Origin of the sequence: Telmatospirillum sp. J64-1, from assembly GCF_006980715.1 — a bacterium.
GTDB classification, from domain to species: domain Bacteria; phylum Pseudomonadota; class Alphaproteobacteria; order Rhodospirillales; family Magnetospirillaceae; genus Oleiliquidispirillum; species Oleiliquidispirillum nitrogeniifigens.
In genome coordinates this window covers 103,580-122,741 of sequence record NZ_SBHN01000009.1, presented here as the reverse complement: position 1 = coordinate 122,741, position 19,162 = coordinate 103,580, and the positions used below count along the sequence as shown (strand labels likewise).

The window sequence follows — 19,162 nt, the reverse complement described above, 5'->3', positions numbered from 1 at the left end:
GGTTTAGAAAGGCAGGAATTGGTCATCTGGGCAAGGAGGCCATGCCGACACTGCGCGGTGTCATTACGGTGGTACAGGAAGGACGTTTCCGGCTGGCCTATGCGGACGGACGCAGCAAGCTTTTCGTCCTCTCTTCTTCCGCCCCGGTCGAGCCTCAGGACCTGCCCCTGCTGCAACGGGCGCAGGCGCGGGTTTCGGTACGCTATGAAGAGGCCGAGGACCTGCTGGCCGCCATCGCCCATGACCTGCGCATGGAAGAGAACGAGGGGAAAAGCCGATGAGGAAGCCCACCCGCCGCCGCTCGCTGCTCGATCGCATCAAGAGCTTCGGCAAGGAATGGTCACTGCCCCGGCAGCTTCAGGGCCAGTCCCATGTCGACAAGGCCGCCGAGAGCAGCATGTCGCGCAGCCTGCGGCCCCGGCTGGAAGAGGCCGATAGCGTGGGCACCAGCATCTGCCCCTATTGCGCGGTGGGCTGTTCCCAACTCGTCTATGCCAAGGACGGCAAGGTCATTCATGTCGAAGGCGACCCGCGCAGCCCCATCAACCAGGGCACGCTCTGCCCCAAGGGCGCGGCGACCTTCGGCCTGCTGACCAGTCCCCGGCGCATCGACAAAGTGCTCTACCGCCGTCCGGGCGGAACGGAATGGGAGGTCAAGCCGCTGGATTGGGCGATGGACCGCATCGCCTTTCTGACCAAGCGCACCCGCGACGAGAGCTTCGTACGCAGGCTGCCCGACGGCACCCTCGTCAACCATACGCTGGCCCTGGCCTCGCTGGGTGGGGCGACCCTGGACAATGAAGAGAACTATGCCATCAAGAAGCTGTTCTCCGGCGGGCTGGGGATGGTCTGGATCGAGAACCAGGCGCGCGTTTGACACTCTTCCTCGGTGCCCAGTTTGGGTGCCTCCTATGGTCGCGGGGCGGCAACCATGCCGCAATGGGATCTGGCCAATTCCGACGTCATCCTGGTGATGGGGTCGAACATGGCCGAGAACCATCCCATCGCCTTCCGCTTCGTGATGCAGGCCAAGGAACGCGGGGCCACCGTGATTCATGCCGACCCGCGCTTCACCCGTACCTCGGCCCTGTGCGACATCTATGCGCCGGTGCGGGCGGGCAGCGATATCGCCTTCCTGGGCGGGATCATCCGCTACATCCTGGAAAAGGACCTGTGGTTCAAGGAATACGCCCTGCATTACACGAATATCGCCACCATCATTGATGAGCGGTATCAAGGGCCGGACGAACTGGACGGGCTGTTCTCGGGCTGGGACGAGGAAGGCAAACGCTACACCTACGAGTCCTGGCAGTATGAAGGCATGACCGTGCCGTCCTCACTGGCCGAGCATTACATCGATACGACGGAAAGCTTCAACGACGAGACCAAGCGCCTGAGCGAGGGGCCGCCGCCGCAGGACATGACCCTGCAGCACCCGAATTGCGTCTACCAGATCATGCGGCGCCATTATGCCGGCTATACGCCGGAAATGGTCGAGAAGGTGACGGGCTGCCCGGCCGAGACCTTCCTGAAAATCTGCGAGGCCTTGACGAAGAATTCCGGCCCCGACCGCACCGGCGCCATCTGCTATGCCGTGGGTTGGACCCATCACAGCACGGGCGTGCAGATGATCCGCGCCGCCGCCATCATCCAGGCGCTGCTGGGCAATGTCGGGCGCCCCGGCGGCGGCATCCTGGCCCTGCGCGGCCATACCAGCATCCAGGGTTCGACGGATATCCCGACGCTCTATGACATGCTGCCGGGCTATCTGCCCCAGCCCCATGCCTTCAAGCCCCATGAGACCTTCAAGGATTTCCTGGAGATGGAACAGACGCCGACCGGCTGGTGGGCGAATTTCCCGAAATATGCCGTCAGCCTGTTGCGGGCTTGGTATGGCGACGCCGCCACGCCGGAAAACGACTGGGGCTTCGATTGGCTGCCCAAGATCATCGGCGACCATTCCCAGCTGCCCATGACGGTGGCCATGCGCGACGGCGTCATTCGCGGGCTGTTCCTGATGGGGCAGAATCCGGTGGTTGGTTCGAGCAATTCACACATGGTCCAGCGCGGCCTCGCCAATCTGGAATGGCTGGTGGTGCGCGATTTCGCCGAAACCGAATCCGCCACCTTCTGGTATCAGGGGCATCAGGTGCGCAACGGCGAGGTGCGGCCCGAGGACATCAAGACCGAGGTCTTCCTGATGCCGGCCTCGCTGGCGGGCGAGAAGGCGGGCACCTTCACCAACACCCATCGCCTGATCCAATGGCATGACAGGGTGGTGGACGGGCCGGGCGACAGCCGTTCGGAATTGTGGTTCGTCCATCATCTGGCGAAACGGCTGAAGGCGCTTTATGCCGAGAGCGACCGGCCCCAGGACGAGCCCCTCAAGAACCTGACCTGGGATTATTCCGAGGATGACGTGATGGGCGAGCCATCGGCCGACGACGTGCTGAAGGAGATCAACGGCTATACCTGGCCCGAGCGCAAGCAGGTGGGGGATTACCAGGACCTGAAGGATGACGGTTCGACCGCCTGCGGCTGCTGGATCTATAGCGGTGTTTATCCCGCCGAGGCTCACAACCAGTCCCGCTCGCGCTGCCCCGATGGCCCTGACGGGCCGGGGACACATCTCGGCTGGGCCTTCGCCTGGCCGTCCAACCGCCGCACCCTGGTCAACCGTGCCTCGGCCGATCCCGACGGCAAGCCCTGGTCCGAGCGCAAGAAGCTGATGTGGTGGAATGCCGAGAAGGGGCATTGGGACGGCCATGACAAGCCGGATTTCCCGCGTACCAAATCGCCCGATTTCAAGCCCGACTGGGACAGCCAGCCCCAGGGCATGGACGCCATCGGCGGGGCCGATCCCTATATCATGATCGCAGACGGCAAGGCGTCGCTCTTCGTGCCGTCGGGGCTGAAGGACGGGCCCTTGCCGACCCATTACGAGCCGGTGGAAGCGCCGATCCGCAACCCGATGTACAAGGTGCAGGGCAATCCCACCGCCAAGCGCTGGGAGCATTGGGACAATCCGCTGCACGATCCGGGCAGCCCGGACTACCCCTATGCCCTGACCACCTATCGCCTGACCGAGCATCATTCCGGCGGCACGCCCACGCGCTCGGTCCCGACCACGGCGGAATTGCAGCCGGAAGGCTTCGCAGAGATTTCTTATGAACTGGCCGAGGAACTGGGCATCAAGAACCTGGATTGGGTGGTGCTGACCACGGCGCGCGGCGAGATCGAGACCCGCGCCTTGCTGACCCATCGCCTGCGGCCTTTCCACTATGACGGCAGGATTATCCACCAGATCGGCCTGCCCTGGCATTTCGGCTGGAAGGGCTATGCGACCGGGGACATCGCCAATGTGCTCACGGCCCTGATCGGCGACCCCAATACCAGCATGCACGAGAACAAGGCCCTGACCTGCAACCTGCGCCGGGGGCGGTTGGGCAAGGGGCATTAGGGTGAGGCTAATTTAACAACCTCATGCTGAGGAGCCCCGCAGGGGCGTCTCGAAGCATGGGCAAGCGCCCCGAGGCAAGAGAAGGAGGTGACCATGGGGGTGCATCCCCGCGCGCAGGATTATCCCGAGTCCTTCCTGCCGGGCGTCATACCCGATGAATCGGAACTGACCGTCGGCACGAAGATCGAGCCGGGCAAGCGGTATGGCTTCTTCACCGACACCACGCTCTGCATCGGCTGCAAGGCCTGCGAGGTCGCCTGCAAGGAATGGAATTCGCTGCCCGCCGACAATATGGGCCTGTCGGGGATGAGCTATGACAACACCGTCAAGCTGTCCGCCGATACCTGGCGGCATGTGATGTTCGTCGAGAAGGTGGACGGCGCCACCGGGATGCAGCCTTTCCAGAGCAACTGGCTGATGATGAGCGACGTCTGCAAGCACTGCAAGAACGCGCCCTGCCTGGAAGCCTGCCCGACCGGCGCCCTGTTCCGCACCGAATTCGATACCGTGGTGGTGCAGCAGGATATCTGCAACGGCTGCGGCTATTGCGTGCCGTCCTGTCCCTTCGGCGTGGTCGAACTCAGCATGGCCGACGGCAAGGCCCATAAATGCACCTTGTGCTACGACCGCCTGAAGGGCGGGCTGGAACCCGCCTGCGCCAAGTCCTGCCCAACCGATTCCATCCTCTTCGGCGAAGTGGACGATCTGGTCGAGCGAGCCGGGAAAAGGGTCGAGGAACTGCACGAACGCGGCGTCACCGATGCCTATCTCTATGGCGCCCCGAACACGCCCGGCGCGACGGGCGGGCTGGAGCAGTTGAACGCCTTCTTCCTGCTGACCGACCGGCCCGAGGTCTACAATCTTCCCCCCGCGCCGACCCGGCCCGCCAACCGCCTCGCGCCCGGCCTGCTGGCGGGGATGGCGGCCATGGCCGGGCTCACTCTGGCGGCGGCGGCCATCTTTTCCGCGCCGGGGGAGAAGCGGCGATGAAGATGTCCGCGCCCTATGAGGGACAGACCTATTACGGCCAGCCGGTGGTCAAGACGCCGCCCTATGATTGGCGCATCGCCGCCTATATCTACTGCGCCGGGCTGGGCGGATCGGCGCAGATCCTGAGCACGCTCGCCCGGCTGTCGGGGCGGGAGATGGGGGATGTGGTGCGCAACGGCCGCTATCTTGCCGTGGCCGGAACGATACTGGGCACACCCCTGCTGGTTTCGGACCTGAAGACGCCGTCGCGCTTCTACAACATGCTGCGCATTTTCCGTCCTACCTCGGCGATGTCCATCGGCTCCTACATCCTGACCGGCTTCGGGGGCCTCAGCACCCTGACGGCGATGGGGCAGGCGGCTGGTGGCACGGCCGAGAAGGCGGCCACGGCGGTGCAGCTTCCCGCTGCTTTGGCCGGGGCGGGGATGAGCATGTATACCGCCAGCCTGCTGTCCGGCACCAATGGACCGCTTTGGGCGGCAACGCCGCGTGCCCTGGCGGTGCAGTTTGGCGCCGCCGCCATGGCTAATGCCGCCGCCGCCCTGTCCCTGGCCGAGCAGAAGGCGGGCCGCAGCCATGTCAGCGCCAGGCTCGATGCCGTGGCGACCCTAGCCCTGGCGACGGAACTGGCGGCTTCGGTCGTCGCTAAGGAAGAACGGCAGGCGCGGGGCGTGGCCGGGCCGCTGGAGGAAGGGAAATGGGCCAAGGCCTATAAATACGGGGCGTTGGCCTTGGGTGTGGCCGTGCCCTTGGCCTGTCACGCGGCCAATCTCGCCGCACCGCCGGGGCGGAAGAAATCGCGCAGCCTTTCCATCCTTGGCTCGCTGGCGGTGCTGGCCGGCGGCATGGTCCTGCGTCAGGCGGTCTTGCAGGCGGGCAACGAATCCCTCAAGCGCCCCGCCGATTACCTGCGCTTCACTCAGCCCAAGGCCGGACATTGGGACGAGCGCAAGGTCGGCAGCCTGGAAGGCCGCGCCGCACCGCCGCGCAAGGCCGCCATTTCCGCCAGCGAAATGAAGCCCCGGGATTACACCACCGGACCACGGAGGGCGAAGGATGCTGCCCCATGAGACATCGGAACGGGAACATTGCTGCAAGGCGCTGGAAGCGCTGAACCACGTTATCGTGGAAAAGCCTGAACGCCGTCACGACGAACTGGTCGAGGCGGTGCGCTGCCTGGTCAACATGCGCGACTGGATGATCGGCCAAAGGCGTGCCGGAACGGGTCCTGCCGGTCTGAATGAGCGGCTGGAGCATGTGAACTCGGTCCTGAGCATCCTGTCGGCGGGCAGTTTCCCGGCCGTCGGCATGCGGCACGAGCGGCTGGAAAGCGCGCGCGACCGGCTGGTCGAACTGATGGAGATGGAGCCATTGGCGGAGGCGGATGGGAATCGAACCCACCACCCGCGGTGAGCGGGTCGCTGGTTTTGAAGACCAGGAGGGCCACCAGACCCCTGTCGCCTCCCTATCTGTTTGGCCCGCCTCACCCTTCGAGACGGCCCTTTGGGCCTCCTCAGTGTGAGGCTATTTCAAGCAGATAAACTCTTTTCCTCGTTCTCGATGAAGCCCGGACGTTAACACGCATCCACCGGATGGGCCTTGGGGGCATCCGGTCCATGGCCGTAAGCCGAACCGATCAGGCGGCGGTCACCGATCCGCCGAGTCACCTTGATTTGGTCGAGATATTCCAGCAGCGGAATGCTGAACTTGCGCGAGATGCCCAGCAACTTGCCGGCCTCGGCCACCAGGAAGCCGTCCCTGCGATGCCCGAGATGGATTTCCAGGATGCGCCGGGCGCGGATCACGGCCTGACGGTGGAAGATGATGTCCCGCTTCTGCACGCGGTCATGGGTGCGGATCAGCACCGATTTGCGCAGCAGATAGCGCAGGGATTCGGCCTTCCTGCGGTCGCTGCCGACGATCTCGGCGATGTCGGGCGGCTTCAGTCCGCCCCGCCGGAAGGCGGACTCGATCGTCTCCAGCAGGGCGCGATCCGTATCGGACAGCAAGGCCTCGGGATTGAAGTCGGTCGTCCTGATCAGGCCCCGGCTGTGATTGAGCAGCCCCTCGCCGACCAGATGCGCCACCATCCCGTCGAGTAGGCGGGACTCCATGGACAGCAGGGATTGCAGCCGCGCCTTGCTCAGGCCCGGCTCGGTGGGGTGGCGGCGGTGGTGGTCACGGAGCTGGGAGAGAATCTGCCTTTCCATCCGCGCGCGGCTTTCGTCGTGGACGACCAGGTCGGGGCGCAGCAGGACCAGGCCGAAGCGGGGCAGGGACTGGCGCAGCTTGTCCGGCGAAAGGGCGGCCTGGCGGGCCAGATCCTCCAGGGGCATGCCCTCCTGCCGTGCTTTCAGCCAATCGGCCATTACCTCCAGCGCCGGACGCCGGGACAGGGTCTGCAGCATGGACAAGGTCTCGACGTCGATCCTCCGCCGACGCGGCGGAGTGGGGTTGATTACATAGCCTCCGGCGATGGTACGCGGCCGCGATTCAGTGCGCAGGATGAATACTTCCCCTGCCGGAAGGGCCGTTTCCGCCTCGAGACGCAGTTGCGCGATGCAGGAATGTCCCGGTTCCAGCCTGTCGCCTTCCAGCAGCCTGACACGCGCGGCGAGCGAGGAGGTGCCGAACAGCAGGCGCAGCACCCGTCCGTTTTCCAAGGCTGCCGGGGCGGATTTCAGCAGCGAGAGATGCACGTCCAGCCAGCGCGACGGCTTCAGCAAGCCGGGCGAGGCGAGGGCCGTGCCGCGCGGAATTTCCTCGGTGCCGATATTGCGCAAATTGACGGCAATGCGCCGTCCCGGTCCGGCGGACTCGACCGGGCGGCCATGGATCTGCAAGGCCCGTATCTGGGCGCGCCTGCCGCCGGGAAACACCTCCACCTCGTCCCCCACCGACAGCCGCCCCCGCCGCAAGGTGCCGGTGACGATGGTGCCGAACCCCGCCAGCGAGAAGACCCGGTCGACGGGCAGATAGAAGATGCCGTCCTCCCGCCGCTCCTTGTCGTCGCGCAGGATCGTCGCAAGCTGTGCGGCCAGTTCCTCGATCCCTTGGCCGGTGACGGCGGAGGTTAGGACGACGGAAGCGGCGATGCCGGACGAGGCCGCCAGCGCCGCCGTCTCGGCCCCGACACGCAGGGCCTCGGCTTCCGGCACCAGATCGGTTTTGGTTACGGCGACGATGCCGCGCTTGACGCCGATCAGCGCAGCAATGTCCAGATGCTCGACGGTCTGGGGCTTGATGCCTTCATTGGCCGCAACCACCAGCAGCACGGCCTCGATACCGGTGGCGCCGGAAACCATGGTGCGGACGAAGCGTTCATGGCCGGGCATGTCGATCAGGTCGATTTCGCCCCCCGGCACCGCCAAATGGGAAAAGCCCAGGACGATGGAGATGCCGCGTTCGCGTTCTTCGCGCAGGCGGTCGGTCTCGATGCCGGTCAGGGCCCTGACCAGGGCCGTCTTGCCATGATCGACATGGCCGATCACCCCCACCAGCGCCGTCTTCATGCCGAGACCTGCCGGAAGGCCTGGGCGATCAGGTTTGCTTCCTCGTCACTGACGCTGCGCATGTCCAGCACCAGCCGTCCGCCGTGGAGGCGGGCCACGACGGCGGGACGGCACAGGCGCAGGCGGCGGGCCAAGCCGGTGACGTCGGCATGGCCGATGGTGACGAGGCGGGTTGCGATCGCGGCACCGGGCAGGGCGCCGCCGCCTGCCTCGGCCTGGCCAACCTCGACACGGGCGTCCCAGCCCTGGGCGGAGAGCTGTTCCGCCAGGGAATGGGCGCGGCTTTCCAGCCGGGCGATGTCCTGGCTCAGCATGGACAGGACGGGCAGGCGGTCCTGCGGCCGGTCGGCATCGCGATAGAGGCGCAGGGTCGCCTCCAGCGCCGCGAGGTTCAGTTTGTCGATGCGCAGGGCACGCAGCAGGGGATGGGCCTTCAACCTCTCGATCAGTGCCTTGCGTCCGACGATCAGCCCGGCCTGCGGCCCGCCCAGCAATTTGTCGCCGCTGAAGGTGACGAGATCGACCCCGGCCTTGATGATTTCCCGCACCGTCGGTTCATGGGGCAGGCCCAGGGCGGGCAGGTCGATCAGGGTGCCGCTGCCCAAATCCTCGATCACCGGCAGGCCGTGGCCGTGGGCCAGCGTCACCAGGTCCGCCAGGGGCGGGGCGGCGGTGAAGCCGGTGATGCGGTAATTGCTTTGATGGACCTTCAGGAATGCCCGCGTTTCGGGCCCCAAGGCGGCTTCGTAATCTTTCGTCCGCGTCCTGTTGGTCGTGCCGACCTCGACCAGCCGGGCGCCGCCCTGGGCGATGACCTCGGGAATGCGGAAGGAGCCGCCGATCTCCACCAGTTCTCCCCGCGACACCACAACCTCGCCGCCTTGGGCCAGGGCCGACAGGGCCAGCAGGACGGCGGCGGCGTTGTTGTTGACCACCAGGGCCGCTTCGGCACCCGTCAGCTCCCGCAGCAGCTCCGGCACCGCGCCGTAGCGCGACCCGCGACGCCCGTCCTCCAGGTCGAATTCCAGGTTGGAATATCCTTCGGCGGCCTCGACGACGGCCGTCAGGGCTTGGGAAGGCAACGGCGCACGGCCGAGATTGGTGTGAATGACGATGCCGGTGGCGTTGATGACGCGGCACATATGGGGGCGGCTTTCGCGTTCCAGCCTTGCGCGGATCTCGGCGAAGAAGCGGCCGGGGGAGAAGAGGAGATCGTCCTTGTGACGCCATTCCTGGCGCAATTCGCCCAGGCGCGCGCGCACCGCACGCGTAAGACTGCGCCGCGAGAATTCCTCCCTCAGCGCCTGCGCCTCGGGCATTTCCAGCAGCAGATGGGTCTGCGGCAGGGCCCGAAGGACGTCGCTTCCGCGATTCCTGGTCTGGGACATCATCCTGCAAGAATGGGAAGGAACGGAGGACGGCACATCCCCTCCACATGGCAGAGGGCGGTCCTACCATGGGTAGGGCCTTCCGCCATCTCGACGGCACCATCGGCTGTGGGTATGATTCCTTACCCTATCGAAAAGGAGCGGCAGAGATGGACCAGCGGATCATCGATCTTTATGACGAATACACCCACAAGCCGTTGGATCGTCGACAGTTCCTCGATCGCCTGGCAAAGCTGACGGGCAGCATGGCCGTGGCGTTGTCGCTGGTGCCCTTGCTGGAGGCCAGCAAGGCCGCCGCCGCCATCGTGCCCGAGGACGATGCCCGGCTGCGGACCGAAACCGTTTCCTTTCCCGCCGCGGAGGGCGACCTCTCGGGCTATCTGGTTCTCCCGGCGGAGGCCTCGGGACCGCTGCCCGGCGTGGTGGTGGTGCACGAGAATCGCGGCCTGAACCCGCATATCCGGGATATCGCCCGCCGCGTGGCCCTGGCGGGCTATGTGGCGCTGGCGCCCGATTTCCTGTCCTCGCTGGGCGGCACGCCCGAGGACGAGGACAAGGCGCGCGACATGATCGGGCAATTGGACCAGGCCCGCACCACCGAGAACGCCCGCCAAGCCGTCTCCTGGCTGCGCGGAAGGGAGGAGACGACGGATCGTGTCGGTGCCATGGGGTTCTGCTGGGGCGGCGGCGTGATTGGACGGCTGGCCGTGGCCGAACCGGACCTCGATGCGGGCGTGGTCTTCTACGGCCCGGCGCCCGACCCGGCGCAGGTGAGCCGGATCAGGGCGCCGCTGCTGCTGCACTATGCCGGTCTGGACGAGCGCATCAACAGCGGCATTCCCGCCTTCCGCCAAGCCTTGGACCAGGCCGGAGTGACGTATCAGCTCTACATGTATGAAGGCGCCAACCATGCCTTCAACAACGATACCTCCGAGGCCCGCTTCGATCCCCAGGCGGCGGAACTGGCGTGGCAGCGGACCCTGGCCTTCCTGGAAGAGACGCTGAAGTCGGCCTGAGCTTTATTCCCCGACACGTTCGGCCGTGACGGCGGCCGTCTGCTGGCCCATCGAGGCATCGCCCTGCAGGGCTTCGCCCTCGATGGTGCCGGCGAAGCGGACCAGTTCCTCCTGGCCGTCGCGTTGGGGCCGAGCCTCAAAGGTCAACTCGCTGCCCTGCAGCCGGGCATTCTCGATCGGGGCTTCGGTGCCGAAGGCATGCAGGGTGCCGGTCACATGCTGGTATTGCTGGTTCAGTTCGACCTCGAAGGTCTCTCCGTTTTCCTGCCATTGCCAGCGCCCGGCAACATCGGCGGGAACGATCCACAGATGCACCGAGCGGCCATCGACCGTCTCGCTCTGGTCCGGTTCCCAATCCCCCATGTCGAATTGATGGGATACGACGCGGGTGCCGGGGCGCAGTTCCTCAAGGATCCGGGGGCGAAGCTGCACGTTGACCGACGGCAGCAGATACATGGTGACCACCGTCGCGTCGCTGAAATCGAAGTCGAAGACGTTGCCTTCCACGAATTCGACGCGGTCGCTGACATTGGCCTGCCGTGCATTCTCGATGCCGTCCTGCACCCGTTCGGGGTCGAGATCCACGCCGACGCCGCGCTGCACCCCGAAGTCCCGCGCGGCGGCGATCACGATGCGTCCGTCGCCAGATCCCAGGTCGTAGAGGATGTCGTCGGGCTGCACATCGGCGATGGTCAGCATCCGCTGCACCACGTTTTCGGGCGTCGGCACGAAGGGGACATCAAGCTCGTATTGCGCGCTGGCGCAGGCCGGAAAGGACAGGGCGGCAACCATACCGCAAAGGGCGGACAGGGTGCGGCGGGGAATGAACATGATTCGAGCCTCCTCTCTCACTCGGGGGAATGGGACGATGGAGCGGCGCCGGCAGGCATCCGGCGGCTCAACAGAAGAAGCGGCAGGCCCAGGGCCAGCACCGCCACGCCCGCCAGGGCGCCGATGCCGGTATAGCTGACGCTGGAATAGAGCATATAGGCGCAGACGAGGCAGAACAGAGCCGGGGTCAGCGGATAGAGGGGAACCCGGAACGGCCGCTCGCGGGCGGGTTCGCGTAGGCGCAGGACGAAGACCGACAAGCCCGTCAGCAGGAAGAACAGCCAGAAGACCGGCGACAGGTAATCGACCATGGTCTCGATCCCCCGGCGGCTGAGGGCGCCCAGCAGGACCAGGGCCAGGGCGATGCCCCCTTGCAGCAAAAGGGCCTGGACCGGGGCGCCGCGGTCGCTCCAGTTGGACAGGAAGCCGAACAGCGGGAAGTCCCGTCCCAGGGCGAAATTGGTGCGTGCGCCGGTGAAGATGGTGACGTTCATCGAGGCCAGCACCATCACCAGCACCAGGACCGCGATGAAGGTCCCGCCGGCATTGCCGAAGGCCGCCTGCATCACGTCATGGGCCACGGCGGAGGAGGCCGCGACGCCCTCGGGCGTCAGCACGCGAAGATAGACGAAATTGACGGCGAGATAGAGCAGGGTGATCAGGACGATGCTGGCGACCAGGGCGACGACCATGTTGCGCCGCCCGTTCTTGACCTCGGCCGAGATGTAGGCGGCCTCGTTCCAGCCGCCATAGGTCAGCAGGACGAAGATCATCGCCATGCCCCAGGCGGCGGAACCGGCACCCGCGGTCGGAATTTCGGGCGGCATGACATTCTCCGCCTGACCGATCACCGTCAGTCCGCCGGCGATGACGCAGAACAGCCCCACCAGGGTGGCGGCGAAGAGCAGGGTCTGGGTGGACATGGCCTGGCGCAGGCCCAGCACGTTCAGCCCGGTCAACCCGATCACCGCCAGCGCGGCGTACAGGACCGCGCCCTGTCCGCCCAAGGGCAGGATCTGGTTGGCGTAATCGCCGGCCACGAAGGCCAGCAGGGCAATGCTGCCGGTCTGCAGCACGCTCATCCGCGCCCAGGCGAAGATGAAGCCGCAATTGCGTCCATAGGCGCGGTTCAGGAAATGGTATTCGCCGCCGGTATGGGGATGGGAGGTGGCGAGTTCGGCGAAGCACAGGGCGCCGATCAGCGAGATGATGCCGCCGGCCAGCCAGGCGGCGAGGATCAGGGCTTCGCTTTCCAGGGCACCGGCGACGAGGCTGGGAAGGCGGAAGATGCCTGCCCCGACGACGGTTCCGACGATGATGGCGATGGCATTGACCAGGGATAGGATTGGCTTTGGATGTCCGCTGCCCATGAACTCCTCGTAACGTGGACATGACAATAAAAAGCCGCCAAGTCAATGCCTTGGCGGCTTTTCTTCAACCCCCGCCGATGCCCTCGACGACAATACCGGTGCCGCCGCATTCTTCGCATGTTCGGCCGTTCTCGAGCTGGCCGGTGCCACGGCAGGTACGGCAGATGTCTTCGCCGGTGCCGGGCGTGCCCTTGGCGGCTTCGTCGCCGGGCATCATGGGGCGCTTGTCCTTGTCGGAGTCCTGTTGCGGTTTATCAGCCAATTCCGCCTCCCTTGTTCTGCTCCTTGGAGGATGTTCTTTTGTCCTACACGGCAGGGAACCGAAGGTTCTTGCTAAAAAGGCTCAATAGTCGCCTTCAAATGGCTGATAAACCTCATCACGATGAGGCCGGACGCCATGGGCGAAAGGGGCGGGAATATCCATTCGCCCCCATGGAAGCGCTCTCCACCCTGCCACTGGAAATCCTTGTGGGCAGGGAAGCAATTTCGTACTGGACCTATGGTCGTGCGAGAATATTACCTTTGTTTCGGCTGCCATGCCAGACCGAAGATGGAGATCGACCGTTTTTTTGTTATATCTGAAATCATGCGAATATTACGATCCGCTTTGCTTCTGTTCCTGTTATCTTCCGCCGGCTGCAATCTGCTTTCCCATCCCGAGGGAGAGATATCGGCGCGGCCGGTTCCGCTCGAGTCCAGCCAGCCCGAACGCACGATCCTGGGCGCACTGGATTATCGCGGCGGCTTGCGCCTGAACAGCAGTCTCGATGGTTTCGGCGGCTTTTCCGGCCTTTCGGTGCGTGAGGGACGGGCCACCGTCGTCAGCGACCGGGGGCGCTGGTTCTCGTTCGACCTGATCCATGACGACGACGGCCGCTTGGTCGATGCCGCTGTACTGCGCGGCGGCGATCTGCACGAGCCGGATGGCCGACCGGTCCAGGGGCGACGGGGCGATGCCGAGGAAATTCAGGCTGAAGCGGACGGGACTTGGCTGGTGGCCTTCGAGCAGGATCACCGCTTGTGGCGCTATGGTCCTGATTTCGCTTTTCTCGGGGAAGTTCCGCTACCTGCCGAACTAGGCCCGCTGCTGCCGAGCAATGCCGGACTGGAAGCGGTGGTGCGGCTCGATGATGGGCGGCTGCTGCTGATTGCCGAAGGCAGCCGCAGCCCCGAAGCCGAGGACGTGACCCCCGCCTGGGTCGGTCCCGACGACGGCTCGGACTGGCGGCGGCTGTCCTATCGCGCCGCTCCGGGATACAAGCCGGTCGGCGCGGCGCGCCTGCCCGACGGCAATCTGCTCGTGCTGGAGCGCCATTTCTCGCTGATGGGAGGCTTTGGCTCCCGTATCGTTCTTGTTGAGTCCAAGAAAGTCTCGGAAGGCGTTGTTTTGCAAGGGAAAGAACTCGCTCTTCTGCGCCCTCCGGTCGTGACCGACAACTTTGAAGGAATATCCGTGTCGTCATCCGGTGATGGTGAAGTTTATCTCTATATAGTTTCAGATGATAACTTTTCGCCGTTGCAGGGAAACTATCTCCTTTACTTCTCAGTTACACTTAAGGAATGCTGCGAATAGTGGGGAGTCCAGGGTCATAGAGCGCTGGCCATATTGCTGTTCCGGCTGGCTATAAAATACTCTTAAGGGTAACCCGCCCAGGAAGTGAGAAAAGCCATGACCCTTGCATCCTGCACCGTTTACCCAGCCGATGTGAGCAGCATTCTCCTTTCGGCAGTAGGCGAGATGGACGCCGGATTGCTGCTCTACGACCATGCGGAAAGGCTGATTTTCTTCAACAAGAGCGCTGTCGAACTGCTCGGCCCGGCCGGAGCGGGGCTGCGGGCGGGGCAAGGCTTCGGCGAATGGCTCGATGCCTGTCGCAAGAAGGGGGCTTTCACCGGCTTGGCGCAGGAATGGATGTCCGCGCTTCGCGTGCAATCCAGGACCAACGGGTGCGGGGACTATCTGACCTGCCAGGGACGGTGGCTGTCCCTGCGCTGGAGTTCCTGCGACCAGGGCGCGCGGATGCTGACCGTGACCGACGTCACCGCGCAGAAGGCGCGCGAGACCGGACGCAAGGTCGAGGAATTGTTCCTGCTGCGCGAGGTGGTGGAAAGTTCGCACGAGGCGCTGGCCGTCTTCACCTATGACGGACGGATCACCTACGTCAATGCCGCCTATCGCCGCCTGTTCGGCGAGAATTGCGGCAAATATTTCTGCGATCCCTATCTGCCCGAAGCCCAGGCGGTCATCCTGGAGCAGATACGGCCCGCCTTGCAGAGCGGCAACGATTGGGAAGGCGTGTTGCAGGCCGTCGGCGCCGAAGGGCGGACTCTGGCGGTCTGGCAGCGCCTGGGCGTGGTGCGCGACGAGAAGGGGCGTCCCGCCTTCTATTTCGCCATGCTGCACGACCATAGCGGCCAGCAGCAGGTCGAGGACGAACTGGTCAAGGCGAAGGAGGCGGCGGAACAGGCGAATATCGCCAAGACCCGCTTCCTGGCGGCGGCCAGTCACGACCTGCGCCAGCCTTTGCAGGCCCTGAACATGTTCGTCGCCGTCCTGGCCGAGCGCGCGGGGCCGGAGTTGACGCCCCTGGTCGGACGCATTCAGGATTCCGTGGGTGCGCTCGAAAGCCTGCTCAACAGCCTGCTCGAAGTTTCGAAGCTGGAGGCCGGGCTGGTGGTGCCGGCCCGCGAGACCTTCTGCATCGGTACCTTGTTGCAGCGCCTGGGAGCCGAATTCAGGGCCGAGGCCGAGGCCGAGGATCTGGACCTGCGGCTGGTGAACAGCAATCTGCGTGTGGAAAGTGATCCCAGTCTGGTCGAGCGCATCCTGCGCAACCTGCTGCACAACGCCCTGCGTTACACGCCTCAGGGCCGTATCCTGATCGGCTGCCGGCGCCGCGGCACCGTCCTGCGCGTCGAAGTCTGGGATACCGGCATCGGCATCCCCGAGAACCAGACGCAGGCGATCTTCCGGGAATTCTATCAACTGGGAAATCCCGCCCGCGACCGGCGCCAGGGCCTGGGGCTGGGGCTGGCCATCGTCGAGCGCCTGGCGTCCCTGCTGGGCCATCGCCTGCATGTGCGTTCGAAGCTGGGGAAGGGCTCGGTCTTCGCGGTCGACCTGCCTTTGGCCGTGCACGACGCGCAGCTGGACGAGCAGGGAGAGACGCACCACCTGTCGCCGCCACCGGCGACCAGACGCGAGGCCTGCGTGGTCATCATCGATGACGAACCCGACGTGCTGGAAAGCACCCGCCTGCTGCTGGAAAGCTGGGGCCATCACGTGCTGACCGGATTGAACACAGACCAAGCCTTGCGCCGGGTGTCCAATTCCCGCTGCATGCCCGATTTGATCATTGCCGATTACCGGCTGCAGAACGGCAGCAATGGCGGTTTCGCCATCCAGCGCATGCGCACACGGCTGCAGAAGGAGATTCCGGCGATCATCCTGACCGGCGACACCGCCCCGGAACGCCTGCGCCAGGCCAAGGCCAGCGGCCACGGCCTGCTACACAAGCCGGTCCAGCCGCAGGCCCTGCGCGCGGCCATAGATCAGGCCCTCGCGCGCTATCCGACATAGGGCGTTCTTAGCCCGAAAGTCTGTACCTCCAAGACTTCCTTGATAGCCTGCCTCCTTCCGTCCCAACTCAACTGCGGAACGGAAGGAGGAGGTTCTATGGCCGACAAGTTGCCCCCCCAGCATCAGGAGCGCCAGCCGGGCCAGACCGGCGAGATGCAGCCCAGGCCCCAGGATCACGCCGAAGCCTATCAGGGCAGCGGCAAGCTTCAGGGCAAGGTCGCCCTGGTCACCGGCGGCGATAGCGGAATCGGGCGGGCCGTGGCTATCTGCTTCGCCAAGGAAGGCGCGGATGTGGCCGTGGCCTATCTTGATGAACACGAGGACGCCAAGGAAACGAAGCGTGCCGTGGAACAGGCCGGGCGGCGCTGCATCCTGATGGCCGGGGATGTGGGCGAGGAATCCTTCTGCAAGCAGATCGTGGAGCAGACGGTCAAGGAATTCGGGCGGCTGGACGTGCTGGTCAACAATGCCGCCGAACAGCATGTGGTCGAGAAGCTGGAGGAGATCGACGCCGCCCAATTGGAGCGGACTTTCCGCACCAACATCTTCTCCATGTTCCACATCACCAAGGCCGCGCTGGCCCATCTGGGCGAGGGGGCGGCGATCATCAACACCACCTCGATCACCGCCTATCGCGGGTCGAGTTATCTGCTGGATTATTCAGCGACCAAGGGCGCCATCGTTTCCTTCACCCGTTCGTTGTCGGCCAATCTGGCCTCGCGGGGGATCCGGGTGAATGCGGTCGCGCCGGGGCCGATCTGGACGCCCCTGATCCCGGCCACCTTCCCGGCCGAGCATGTGGAGACGTTCGGCCAGAGCCAGCCTTTGGGGCGGCCGGGGGAACCCGATGAGATTGCCCCCAGCTATGTCTTCCTGGCCTCGGCGGATTCTTCCTACATGACGGGACAGGTGCTGCATCCCAATGGCGGTGAGATCATCGGAGGCTGAGGTCATGCGCGTCCTGCCGGTCCTGCTTTCTATCTCCCTGGCCTGGGCGCTGCCGGCCGGTGCCCAGGAGGCCGTGCCGCCTCAGGTGGTGGAACCTGCTCCCTATGCCGAGCCCCAGGGGCCTCAGCCCATCTATCCGCGTGTCCTGGAAAGCCCGGCTCCCTGGCTGGAACGCCGGGACGCTGGCGGGCAGACCGCGGACCTCTCTGCAGCCAAGTCGGGTCAGGCGGCCCATTACCTGTCCCTGGCCCATAGCGAGGGCACCATCGCCCTGCGCCACCTGATCATCGCCCTGACCCAGGACACCGATCCGGCACGGCTCCGCGCGGCGCTGGACGTGGCGCTGAAGGCCATCGAGCCGATGGCGGTGCCCGAGGCGCGGGGCGCCACCCTGGGATATGGCATGCGCCGCCCCACCGGGCGTGCCATCAACAGCCTTGATTCCTCCATGGGCGATGCCGCCTTCAATGCCCGCCGGGCACTGGCGCAGATGGACCGGCTGGTCGAACTCGGCCATCGTGCCCGCGCGGCATCCGACCGCGAGGCCCGGCGTCTGGCCGGGGAAATGCGGGCGCTGCTGGAAGAATCCCTGGAATTGATGGACCTGGCGCTGGCCGAAACCGGCTACGGACAGACGCTCGCCGAAGCGCCTTAGAACAGCGTGCGTCAAATATGACGCGCTGTTCTCTGCGGCCGTTGAGGCCGTGGCCAAGCGCGCGGAGGCGCGCGCCCGGCGAGGGCAAATATAGAAACTGAAAGCATGATGCAGATTTACTGCATCACGCTGTAAGTTCCGGCGCTGTCCTCACCCCGCCTCCGAATGGCAGGACAGTCCCATCTCGCCTGCCGTGTTCTCGATCGTGTTGAGGCAGGATTCCACGGCTTCTTCCGGGATCGAGACGGAAAAGCGGGTGACATAGGTGCTGCCTTCGCCCGAAGGCAGCCTTTGCGCATCGAGCCGCACGATATTGGCACGGAATTCGCCGAAGACCTCGGTCAGGCGGGCCACAAGGCCGGGCTGGTCGCCGCCCGAGACGGCGATGCGGTGGGTGATCTTTCCCGACGGGCCGGAGGCCGAGGACAAGGTGAAGGGGCGCACCTCGATTTCCGCGCCCTGCAATTCCTCCAGCTTGCCCAGATCCTCGGCCACTTCTTCGGCGGAGACATCGTCGGGCAGGTCGCAGACGCTGGTGAATTCGGCTCCCCGGCCCAGGACGGCAAAGGATGTGTCGCCCAAATCCGCCCCCAGGTCGAACAAGCGCCCGGTGATGGCCGCCACCAATCCGGTACGGTCGGGGCAGAACACGGAAACCAGACAGGTCTTCATCCGGCGTCTCCTCTGAATTCTCGGAAACTGATGAACTCGGAAATACTGGTGTCGCTACTGTGGGGATGAAAGGGCGCAGAGAAAAGAGGAAATCGGCGGTTTCCTCCCTCTGCGGAAGTGTACAAATTATGTTCTCATAACGAACCAAATGGTTTAGAATAGGTTAACTCGTAGCTGGGTTTTCTTTCATCGCAGGCAGGGTGGGGTATGGTCCCGCCGCGGCACGATCGGATCGGAAAAGTTCATGGCACTCGCGGCTCGCATATCGGCTTCGGCCAGTCCAAGCGCTGCGGCGGCAACCGCCCGGGTTGCTGCTGGTGGGCGCAATGTGGCCGTGGTCTCGACGCCGAAGGTCGAGGACATGAGCGCCACGCACTGGGCCAGCAACCAGAACGAATCGCTGATCCATCATGACGAGGAATACCCGCAGGATTCCCATCAGCGCCGTCGGCGCAGCCTGTCGCAGAACCAGGATTTCCCCGCCTTCCGCAGCTATTTCGTCAACGCCTATACCGTTGCCGAAGCAGCCGGTCAGACCCAGGGGAACACGCCTTTCGCGCTGCTGATCTCGGAAGTCATGCGCGCCGTCGGGCGCTACGAGATCAATGCCCAGATCCTGCAAGGCGTCCCACCGCCGCCGGGCAGTTCCGTGAACCGCTGGCTCTAGCAGGTTGCGGAAAACCTCCTGCTTTCATCAGCAACTTGCGTCCGCGGAGTCTCGGGCTGGTTCCGCTTGAACG

The 19,162-nt window shown here is 64.9% G+C and carries 17 protein-coding genes and 1 tRNA gene; 11 read left to right on the top strand and 7 right to left on the bottom strand.

Features of this window, described 5'->3' with window-relative positions; all coding sequences use genetic code 11:
* Positions 1-41: 41 nt before the first annotated feature.
* The 5 genes from EPD66_RS10670 to EPD66_RS10650 all read left to right on the top strand — a co-directional run bounded on the left by EPD66_RS10670 (position 42) and on the right by EPD66_RS10650 (position 5,863).
* Complete coding sequence (locus EPD66_RS10670; RefSeq protein WP_142848490.1) at positions 42-281, top strand: hypothetical protein; 240 nt, start codon at positions 42-44, stop codon at positions 279-281.
* The gene (gene fdh, locus EPD66_RS10665; protein ID WP_142848489.1) at positions 278-3,460 is read left to right on the top strand and encodes a formate dehydrogenase; all 3,183 of its coding nucleotides are present in this window, start codon (positions 278-280) and stop codon (positions 3,458-3,460) included. The genes EPD66_RS10670 and fdh overlap by 4 nt, the downstream gene beginning before the upstream one ends.
* A gap of 93 nt (positions 3,461-3,553) precedes the next feature.
* On the top strand, positions 3,554-4,450 hold the full coding sequence (locus EPD66_RS10660; RefSeq protein ID WP_142848488.1) for a 4Fe-4S dicluster domain-containing protein: 897 nt from the start codon (positions 3,554-3,556) through the stop codon (positions 4,448-4,450).
* Complete coding sequence (gene nrfD / locus EPD66_RS10655; protein ID WP_142848487.1) at positions 4,447-5,520, top strand: NrfD/PsrC family molybdoenzyme membrane anchor subunit; 1,074 nt, start codon at positions 4,447-4,449, stop codon at positions 5,518-5,520. The genes EPD66_RS10660 and nrfD overlap by 4 nt, the downstream gene beginning before the upstream one ends.
* Positions 5,507-5,863, top strand: a complete 357-nt coding sequence (locus EPD66_RS10650) for a hypothetical protein (protein WP_142848486.1) — start codon at positions 5,507-5,509, stop codon at positions 5,861-5,863. The genes nrfD and EPD66_RS10650 overlap by 14 nt, the downstream gene beginning before the upstream one ends.
* On the opposite strand, the gene EPD66_RS10645 is transcribed toward EPD66_RS10650, so the two are convergent.
* From EPD66_RS10645 to selA, 3 genes are all read right to left on the bottom strand, one after another.
* Positions 5,823-5,915, bottom strand: a tRNA-Sec gene (locus EPD66_RS10645). The two genes, EPD66_RS10650 and EPD66_RS10645, sit on opposite strands and share 41 nt — an antisense overlap.
* A 109-nt stretch (positions 5,916-6,024) precedes the next feature.
* Positions 6,025-7,962, bottom strand: coding sequence for a selenocysteine-specific translation elongation factor (selB, locus tag EPD66_RS10640; protein ID WP_142848485.1), 1,938 nt, complete (start codon positions 7,960-7,962; stop codon positions 6,025-6,027).
* A complete protein-coding gene (selA, locus tag EPD66_RS10635) occupies positions 7,959-9,350 on the bottom strand; it encodes an L-seryl-tRNA(Sec) selenium transferase (protein WP_142848484.1) in 1,392 nt (463 codons plus the stop codon). Before selA ends, selB begins: the two co-directional genes overlap by 4 nt.
* A 149-nt stretch (positions 9,351-9,499) precedes the next feature.
* Between selA and EPD66_RS10630 the strand changes: the two genes are divergently transcribed.
* Positions 9,500-10,366 (top strand): dienelactone hydrolase family protein, encoded by an 867-nt coding sequence (locus EPD66_RS10630; RefSeq protein WP_142848483.1) that lies wholly within the window; start codon positions 9,500-9,502, stop codon positions 10,364-10,366.
* Between the two features lie 3 nt (positions 10,367-10,369).
* On the opposite strand, the gene EPD66_RS10625 is transcribed toward EPD66_RS10630, so the two are convergent.
* The 3 genes from EPD66_RS10625 to EPD66_RS10615 form a co-directional block, all read right to left on the bottom strand.
* On the bottom strand, positions 10,370-11,197 hold the full coding sequence (locus EPD66_RS10625; RefSeq protein ID WP_142848482.1) for a class I SAM-dependent methyltransferase: 828 nt from the start codon (positions 11,195-11,197) through the stop codon (positions 10,370-10,372).
* A gap of 17 nt (positions 11,198-11,214) precedes the next feature.
* Complete coding sequence (locus EPD66_RS10620; protein ID WP_142848481.1) at positions 11,215-12,567, bottom strand: APC family permease; 1,353 nt, start codon at positions 12,565-12,567, stop codon at positions 11,215-11,217.
* A gap of 64 nt (positions 12,568-12,631) precedes the next feature.
* A complete protein-coding gene (locus EPD66_RS10615; RefSeq protein WP_142848480.1) occupies positions 12,632-12,829 on the bottom strand; it encodes a hypothetical protein in 198 nt (65 codons plus the stop codon).
* Between the two features lie 288 nt (positions 12,830-13,117).
* On the opposite strand from EPD66_RS10615, the gene EPD66_RS10610 reads away from it, so the two are divergent.
* The 4 genes from EPD66_RS10610 (at position 13,118) to EPD66_RS10595 (ending at position 17,750) form a co-directional block, all read left to right on the top strand.
* On the top strand, positions 13,118-14,140 hold the full coding sequence (locus tag EPD66_RS10610) for an esterase-like activity of phytase family protein (RefSeq protein WP_185961359.1): 1,023 nt from the start codon (positions 13,118-13,120) through the stop codon (positions 14,138-14,140).
* A 96-nt stretch (positions 14,141-14,236) separates the two neighbouring features.
* Positions 14,237-16,147, top strand: coding sequence for an ATP-binding protein (locus EPD66_RS10605; protein ID WP_142848478.1), 1,911 nt, complete (start codon positions 14,237-14,239; stop codon positions 16,145-16,147).
* Between the two features lie 96 nt (positions 16,148-16,243).
* A complete protein-coding gene (locus tag EPD66_RS10600) occupies positions 16,244-17,095 on the top strand; it encodes an SDR family oxidoreductase (protein ID WP_142848477.1) in 852 nt (283 codons plus the stop codon).
* A gap of 4 nt (positions 17,096-17,099) precedes the next feature.
* Positions 17,100-17,750: a hypothetical protein gene (locus tag EPD66_RS10595; protein ID WP_142848476.1), complete on the top strand. Its 651-nt coding sequence runs from the start codon at positions 17,100-17,102 to the stop codon at positions 17,748-17,750.
* 150 nt (positions 17,751-17,900) lie between these two features.
* On the opposite strand, the gene EPD66_RS10590 is transcribed toward EPD66_RS10595, so the two are convergent.
* Complete coding sequence (locus tag EPD66_RS10590) at positions 17,901-18,422, bottom strand: glycine cleavage system protein R (RefSeq protein ID WP_142848475.1); 522 nt, start codon at positions 18,420-18,422, stop codon at positions 17,901-17,903.
* Positions 18,423-18,666: 244 nt separating this feature from the next.
* Between EPD66_RS10590 and EPD66_RS10585 the strand changes: the two genes are divergently transcribed.
* Positions 18,667-19,089 (top strand): hypothetical protein, encoded by a 423-nt coding sequence (locus EPD66_RS10585; protein WP_142848474.1) that lies wholly within the window; start codon positions 18,667-18,669, stop codon positions 19,087-19,089.
* Positions 19,090-19,162: the final 73 nt, after the last annotated feature.

Excerpts from the sequence above, each read along its gene's own strand:
- EPD66_RS10670 (WP_142848490.1), top strand. The coding sequence starts at position 42 with ATGCCGACACTGCGCGGTGTCATTACGGTGGTACAGGAAGGACGTTTC.
- EPD66_RS10650 (WP_142848486.1), top strand. The coding sequence starts at position 5,507 with ATGCTGCCCCATGAGACATCGGAACGGGAACATTGCTGCAAGGCGCTG.
- EPD66_RS10625 (WP_142848482.1), bottom strand. The coding sequence starts at position 11,197 with ATGTTCATTCCCCGCCGCACCCTGTCCGCCCTTTGCGGTATGGTTGCC.
- EPD66_RS10595 (WP_142848476.1), top strand. The coding sequence starts at position 17,100 with ATGCGCGTCCTGCCGGTCCTGCTTTCTATCTCCCTGGCCTGGGCGCTG.
- EPD66_RS10660 (WP_142848488.1), top strand. The coding sequence starts at position 3,554 with ATGGGGGTGCATCCCCGCGCGCAGGATTATCCCGAGTCCTTCCTGCCG.
- EPD66_RS10585 (WP_142848474.1), top strand. The coding sequence starts at position 18,667 with ATGGCACTCGCGGCTCGCATATCGGCTTCGGCCAGTCCAAGCGCTGCG.
- EPD66_RS10590 (WP_142848475.1), bottom strand. The coding sequence starts at position 18,422 with ATGAAGACCTGTCTGGTTTCCGTGTTCTGCCCCGACCGTACCGGATTG.
- selB (WP_142848485.1), bottom strand. The coding sequence starts at position 7,962 with ATGAAGACGGCGCTGGTGGGGGTGATCGGCCATGTCGATCATGGCAAG.
- nrfD (WP_142848487.1), top strand. The coding sequence starts at position 4,447 with ATGAAGATGTCCGCGCCCTATGAGGGACAGACCTATTACGGCCAGCCG.
- EPD66_RS10605 (WP_142848478.1), top strand. The coding sequence starts at position 14,237 with ATGACCCTTGCATCCTGCACCGTTTACCCAGCCGATGTGAGCAGCATT.
- EPD66_RS10600 (WP_142848477.1), top strand. The coding sequence starts at position 16,244 with ATGGCCGACAAGTTGCCCCCCCAGCATCAGGAGCGCCAGCCGGGCCAG.
- selA (WP_142848484.1), bottom strand. The coding sequence starts at position 9,350 with ATGTCCCAGACCAGGAATCGCGGAAGCGACGTCCTTCGGGCCCTGCCG.
- EPD66_RS10620 (WP_142848481.1), bottom strand. The coding sequence starts at position 12,567 with ATGGGCAGCGGACATCCAAAGCCAATCCTATCCCTGGTCAATGCCATC.
- EPD66_RS10610 (WP_185961359.1), top strand. The coding sequence starts at position 13,118 with ATGGAGATCGACCGTTTTTTTGTTATATCTGAAATCATGCGAATATTA.
- EPD66_RS10630 (WP_142848483.1), top strand. The coding sequence starts at position 9,500 with ATGGACCAGCGGATCATCGATCTTTATGACGAATACACCCACAAGCCG.